Here is a 6,000-nt window from a genome sequence, read left to right as displayed (position 1 = left end):
TCCATGGCACCCTGCAGTCGCGCGGATTGCAGGGTGTCCCCCGGAGGGATCGGCATCCAGACGCGCCGCACCTCCCCGCCGGCGTACGGCCAGACGGACGCGGCGCCCCGCTCACCGTCGTATACGACAACGGAATCGCCCCGGTATCGGAAGAGCGCCGTCAGTTCCCCCAGTTCACGCGGACCGCCGCCCGCGCCGCCCCAGGTGCCGCGCCACTCCCCGTCGAGCGCGAACGTGCGCAGCGTGGCATCGCCCCGGTTCGCCACGACGAGCACACCGCCGGCCCGGTCCACCACGACGCCGGCGATGTCATGGAAATCCGTCTGCCCCTCCCCGGACACGCTTCCGAGCCTCAGGCGGGGCGGCCCCGCGCGAAGGTGCGCGGGGTCCGCTCCGAAGTCCGCTCCCGGCTCTGCCGAATCGACCGTGGGGGCAGGGTTCTCGCCGTCCAGACATGCGGTGGCCAGCAGCGCCGCCGCGAGTGCCATCCAGTGACGGGGCCGGGAGCCGGCCCCCGTGTCATCGAGCTTCATGTGCTCTCCGTCAGAGGAGATAGGGATCCGAAAAAGGACCCCACGTGGGGAAGAAGCATCCCCGCACGCATTCGTTGAGTTCGTAGTTGCAGCCCCAGTCGCCGTCCAGCACGCATCCCCCCCATCCCTGGAAACAGTCCCCGAGGCAGTCGTCGCCGCCACGCGCGGACGCGGCCCGGCCGGGTTGCGCCAGGATGGCCGTGGCCAGCACGAGGTTGAAGCCAAGTAGCACCCAGCGTCCCGCTTTCGTCGTCTTCATCGTCCCCTCCCTTTCACGGGTCTTCGGAGGGCCGGGTCGCGGCCGCCGCCGTGCCTGGCGCACTCGCCGCGACCTTCCGGGACGGACCCCCCGTCCCGTGCCTCCCGAGATTTCGCCCTCAGAGTCCGGGCGGCCATCAACGGGGTGTCAACGCGCTCTCGACACGCAGTCGGCGGGGCGACGCGGGCGGCACTCGCCTGCCATTCGCGCGCCGCGTATCGTCGGGATCCTGCAGGACCTGGGAAGTCGGAGCCACTGGAGAACCGGAGGCATGGATGGCGGACGTGCTTTGCGTCGGCGGGACGGGGACCGTCGGGCGTCGGGTCGTCGAGGGCCTCGTGGCCCGCGGAGCGTCGGTCCGGTGCCTGACGCGCTCGGCGGACCGCGCCGGGGCGTCGGCCGGGGCGTCGGGCGAGCGCGTCGAATTCATGCAAGGCGACCTGGAGCGGCCCGACACCCTCGGGCCGGCGCTCGAAGGCGTGTCGCGCATGCACCTCCTCACGGCGCTCCACCCGCACGAGGCGCGGCTCGGCATCGGGGCCGTCGATGCGGCCGCGGAGGCCGGCGTCGAGCGGATCGTCTTCCATTCCGCGCACCGCGCGCACGCGGCGCCCCACATCCCCCACTTCGCGAGCAAGATGGAGATCCTCGCCGCTCTCGGGGCCTCCGGCGTCCCGTGGGCGACGATCGAACCGAACCACTACTTCCAGAACGATCTGTGGCTTAGGCGGTCGCTCGAAGCCGGCGTCTATCCCGCCCCGCTCGGGGGCGCGGGGCTGCACCGGGTCGACGTCCGCGACATCGCCGACGCCACCGTGAACGCGCTCCTCGATGACGGCCACGAGGGGATCCGGTATCCGGTGGTCGGACCGCAGCTGCTGACGTCCGAGCATGTCGCCCGCATCTGGAGCGAACACCTCGGGCGCGAGATCGAGTACGTCGGCGACGACCTCGACGCCTGGGAGGCGCGCGCGAGCCGAAGCCTGCCGGAATGGCTCGTGCGGGACCTTCGGGTCATGTCGGAGCACTTCCTCGCGGAAGGGCTCCTCGCGACGGAGGAGGACTTCGCGACGATGAGCCACGTGCTGGGCCACGCACCGCGCGTGTTCGAGGACTTCGTGCGGGAAACGGTCGCGGCCTGGTCCGGCGGAGGCGCCTGAATGTTCACGATATACATCTTCTGTCTCCTGGTGGGCGGCGGTTTCCTCGCGCTGTCCGTGTTCGGCGACTTCCTGGACGGCATGGACATCGATGTGGATGTGGACGCAGAGCTGGACGCAGGCGGCGCGGCCGACGTGGCGAGACTCCTCTCGCTGCGGACCATCGTCTACGCCATGTTCGGGTTCGGCGCGACCGGCGCCATCCTGCACTGGTTCACGAGTCCCGCGGTCACGGCCGCCATCGCCGGCGTCACGGGGCTGGCCTCCGGGGCGTTCATCGGCGCCGCCTTCCGCTACATCAAGCGCTCGGGCGCCGGCACCGCGCTCGGCGAGCGTTCGCTGGCCGGACTGACGGGCGAAGTCACGATGGAAATAGCGCCGGACGGTGCGGGTACGGTGAAGGTGTCGCGCGGGGAGCGCCGCTACAGCGTGCGCGCCCGCCTGGACTCGACCTGCCCCGACGACCTGCCGCTCCGAGCCGGACAGTCGGTCGTCGTCGTGCGCATGACGGACGGCATCGCCGATGTCGCGCCCGTGGATCCCGAAGACATGAAGCTGCTCGAGGAATGAGGCTTAAATGCAAGACTTTCTGAATCTCCTGGCCGCCCCGGTCGTGATGGCGGGCGTCTTCTTCGTCGTCGTACTCGTGGCGATCATCACGATCAAAAACCTGATCGTGATCGTTCCCCCCAACCGTGCGGCCGTGATCACCGGCCGGAATCGCATGCTGACCGATGGCCAGGCCGTCGGCTACCGCTCCATCTCGGGCGGACGCACCCTCCGGATCCCGATCATCGAGACGGTCCAGCACATGAACCTCGAGACCATCCCCATCGAGGTCTTCGTCAACAACGCCTTCTCGAAGGGGAACATCCCGCTGAGCGTGGAGGCGATCGCGAACGTGAAGATCGCCTCGGAGCCCGAGTGGGTGTTCAACAACGCGGTGGAGCGCCTGCTGGGGAAGACGGAGGAGGAAGTTCGGGAACTCGCCCAGGACACGCTCACCGGGAACCTGCGGGGCGTGCTCGCGACGCTGACGCCGGAAGCCGTGAACGAGGACCGGCTGGGGTTCGCCAAGGCGCTGTCGGAGGACGCGGGAGAGGATCTGGCCTCGCTCGGCTTCCACCTCGACGTGCTCAAGATCCAGAACGTGAGCGACGAACGCGGCTACCTGGACGCGATCGGGCGGGAGAAGTCGGCCGAGGCCATTCGGGCCGCGGAGATCGCCGAGGCCCAGGCGGAGGCCGACACGCGAGAGGCGCAGGCCGAGGCGAGGCGGCGCGCCGAGGTGCGGGAGGCCGCGGCCTCGATCAAGGTCGCCGAGGCCCAGAACGAACTGCGCGTGCGCAAGGCCGAACTGCACCGCGAGGGCGACACGGCCGAGAAGATCGCGCGCGTGAAGGCGCAGGAGGCCGAGGTCGAGGCCGAGAAGATCCTCGAGATGAAGCGCGTGGAGCGCGAGGAGCAGCGCCTGCGGGCGGACGTGATCGAGCCCGCCAAGGCCGAGAAGATGGCCGCGTTCGCGCGGGCGGAGGCCGAGGCGGCGCCGATCCTGGAGCGCGGGAAGGCCCAGGTCGAGGTCCTGAAGCGGCTCTACGCCGAGGTCCAGACCGGAGGCGAGGCCGCGTTCGCCGTGTTCATGGCGGAGAAGCTCCCCGAACTGCTCGAGATCGCCGTCGGCGCGGTGGAAGGCGTGGACATCGACCGCGTCGTCGTCATGGACGGCGGCCAGGGAGAGGGCGTGTCCAACGCTCTCAACCAGCGGGTGCGAGGCGCCTACGGAACGATGGAGGGACTCGCCTCGGTGCTGGGACTTGACATCCAGGAAGTGCTGCAGCGCGCCGTGGGTTCAGGAGACGCGGACGGCGGTGAGGCGTCAGCCCCCGAGCTTCCGCCCGCCTGACCCGCGAATTCACACGAGGGACGACCCATGAGAGGAGCCGTTTTCGCGCTGGCGCTCGGCTTGGCGGCGGGCGAGGTCGCCGCGCAGCCGTACGTCGGGTCGGAGTTAGGGTTCACGCTCGCTCCGGCCATGCGGCTTGTCGGCACAGACAACGACTGGGGCACGCGCTGCGACCTGCTCATCAACCCCGATGGGGTGGAGGCGGGATCGGAGTGCGACACCCCGCCGCCGCCGACCGAATGGGCGAACGAGTCCGGCGGCACGAGGGGGATGGCGACGGGAATCGCGGCCGGATACCGGTTCGGCAGGTTCCGGGTCGAGGCCGAGTACCGGTACCGAGCCGCGCCGTATCACGACTACGCGCCGACGGAGATCGGCGACGTGGTGACCGCGCAGAAGGCCGACCAGGAGCTGGAGAGGGCGGTCGGCGGCGCCGGCGACGTGAGCGTACACGGCGCATTCGCGAACCTCGCGGTCGATCTCGCCACCGGCGGTGCGCGGCTGACGCCGTACCTGGGGGTCGGCGCCGGCGTGCAGCGCATGGCCGTCGACTATTTCAGCCTGTGGAAGCGCAACAACGATCCGGTGCGGATCAGCACGTTCGAGGATCCGGTGCTCCGCGCGAAGCTGGCCGGGACAACGACGCTGGGCTCAGCGGTGCTCCACGACACCATGTTCGGCGCCCAGGCGCTGGCGGGCGTGGACTACCGCGTCGCCGACCGCTTCACGGTCGGAACCCGAATACGCTACGCGAAGACCCTCGGACCGTTCGAGAGCGAACCTCGCGAGTGGGACCAACTCCGCAGCCACGACTCCACCGTGGGCCGCGGCTCCCGCATCGTGTACACCGTGGAAACACGCGACACGAGCGCCTTCACCGTGACGCTCAGCCTGAGATACGATCTCTAGTGCCTTCGAACGCGAGTCGCCCTACGGAGCGCCTCGGGACTATCCTCCGCCGGGCCGGATACGGTGCACGACCAGCCGTTCCACATCCAGGGCACCGCGAGCGATCCCCACGAGACGGTCCTCCGTGATAGCAAGTGGGGTCACGCCGTCCGGCATCTGAACCGCACCCCTGGCTTCTCCGCCAGAGCCGACGACTCGCCATTCGCCGCCTGCGCCCGGGAGCAGAGGATCGCCGATCCACAGTGCGTCGACAGACGGATCGTACACCTTGACCCAGAGCTGGCTGGCATTATCGACAAGCAGACCCCCGATCTGCGGTATCTCATCCGGCGGCGGTAGTCGGTCCATCAACTGCAGAAACAGTCCGGCGTCACGTCTTTGTAGTTCCTCCCTCAAAAGTGACCATGCTTCGTCCGTCTCGAGATCAACTGTCGGTACCGCGATGGCGGGCTGGAGGTTCCCGTCGGCGTCCAGGTGCCCTATCTCGGGCCCGTACCCGTCCACTGCCCATACAGTGTCACCAAGCACCGCGACAGACGGTATCGGCGTGAACGGCAAAGGCGACCCGACCATTCTTCGAAATCCGCGCAGTTGCCCCAGGAGACCCTGCGGATCACCGTCAAGGCTGAAGCGCCCCAGTGTCCATTGATCCGCAGCCACACCGCTTGAGGCGCGCCCTGCCTCCACGGAGGCCAATATCACATCGTCGTCGTCGAACGATCCGAGGAAGAGCTCCAGGTTTCTCGGCCGTCCCGCCTGCATCTCGATCTTCACACGCTCCGCGCTCACGAGTTCGCCTTCCGCCGAAAACGTAGATATGCGCAGGTTCCCCGCATCCCAAACGCCGATCCGCCCGTCCGATACTGGCCAAACTGCATCTATCTGGAAGAACTCACCCGGACCTTCCCCCCGCCCTCCTACCCGGTGCAGGAAACTCCCATCTCGTCCGTACACACGGAGTTCCACAAGCTCTCCGTCGCACACGACGACGCGTTCGTCGTCCAGCAGAAACGCGCCCGAAATCTTGCTGAACAGGTACGGGTTTTCCCCCTCCGCAACGCCGATCTCCAACAACGGCACGTTGCTGATTTCGATTCCGTCGCGAAGCTGCCCCCCCAGCTCTCCGCCCCATAGCGAACCCAGCAGACTCACCCATACGGCAACTCTGGGACGCACCTCCGTCGCGCCCCCTGGACCGACGCCTGCCGACCGGGAGAGTCGATCCTCCGATACTCA

At 68.5% G+C, this 6,000-nt stretch carries 7 protein-coding genes; 4 read left to right on the top strand and 3 right to left on the bottom strand.

Features of this window, described 5'->3' with window-relative positions:
• Together RN729_RS00285 and RN729_RS00280 are read right to left on the bottom strand one after the other, a co-directional pair.
• Positions 1 to 533 (bottom strand): hypothetical protein (locus RN729_RS00285; RefSeq protein WP_310781481.1); only part of this gene is annotated, 533 nt, incomplete at its 3' end.
• Between the two features lie 10 nt (positions 534 to 543).
• Positions 544 to 792 carry a hypothetical protein gene (locus tag RN729_RS00280; RefSeq protein ID WP_310781480.1) on the bottom strand — a complete coding sequence of 83 codons (249 nt, stop codon included), beginning with the start codon at positions 790 to 792 and terminating at the stop codon, positions 544 to 546.
• A 275-nt stretch (positions 793 to 1,067) separates the two neighbouring features.
• Between RN729_RS00280 and RN729_RS00275 the strand changes: the two genes are divergently transcribed.
• The 4 genes from RN729_RS00275 to RN729_RS00260 are packed head-to-tail and all read left to right on the top strand — an operon-like array spanning position 1,068 to position 4,764.
• Positions 1,068 to 1,952, top strand: a complete 885-nt coding sequence (locus tag RN729_RS00275; RefSeq protein ID WP_310781479.1) for an NmrA family NAD(P)-binding protein — start codon at positions 1,068 to 1,070, stop codon at positions 1,950 to 1,952.
• The gene (locus tag RN729_RS00270; RefSeq protein WP_310781478.1) at positions 1,953 to 2,522 is read left to right on the top strand and encodes a hypothetical protein; all 570 of its coding nucleotides are present in this window, start codon (positions 1,953 to 1,955) and stop codon (positions 2,520 to 2,522) included. It abuts the gene before it with no gap.
• A gap of 7 nt (positions 2,523 to 2,529) precedes the next feature.
• Complete coding sequence (locus RN729_RS00265) at positions 2,530 to 3,855, top strand: SPFH domain-containing protein (protein ID WP_310781477.1); 1,326 nt, start codon at positions 2,530 to 2,532, stop codon at positions 3,853 to 3,855.
• A gap of 27 nt (positions 3,856 to 3,882) precedes the next feature.
• Positions 3,883 to 4,764 (top strand): outer membrane beta-barrel protein, encoded by an 882-nt coding sequence (locus tag RN729_RS00260; protein WP_310781476.1) that lies wholly within the window; start codon positions 3,883 to 3,885, stop codon positions 4,762 to 4,764.
• A gap of 39 nt (positions 4,765 to 4,803) precedes the next feature.
• Here RN729_RS00260 and RN729_RS00255 read toward each other — a convergent pair whose 3' ends face one another.
• Complete coding sequence (locus RN729_RS00255; RefSeq protein ID WP_310781475.1) at positions 4,804 to 5,916, bottom strand: 6-bladed beta-propeller; 1,113 nt, start codon at positions 5,914 to 5,916, stop codon at positions 4,804 to 4,806.
• Positions 5,917 to 6,000 lie beyond the last annotated feature (84 nt).

Origin of the sequence: Candidatus Palauibacter polyketidifaciens, assembly GCF_947581785.1 — a bacterium.
GTDB classification, from domain to species: domain Bacteria; phylum Gemmatimonadota; class Gemmatimonadetes; order Palauibacterales; family Palauibacteraceae; genus Palauibacter; species Palauibacter polyketidifaciens.
The sequence above is the reverse complement of the archived record's forward strand: the minus strand, read 5'-3'. Positions and strand labels throughout refer to the sequence as shown.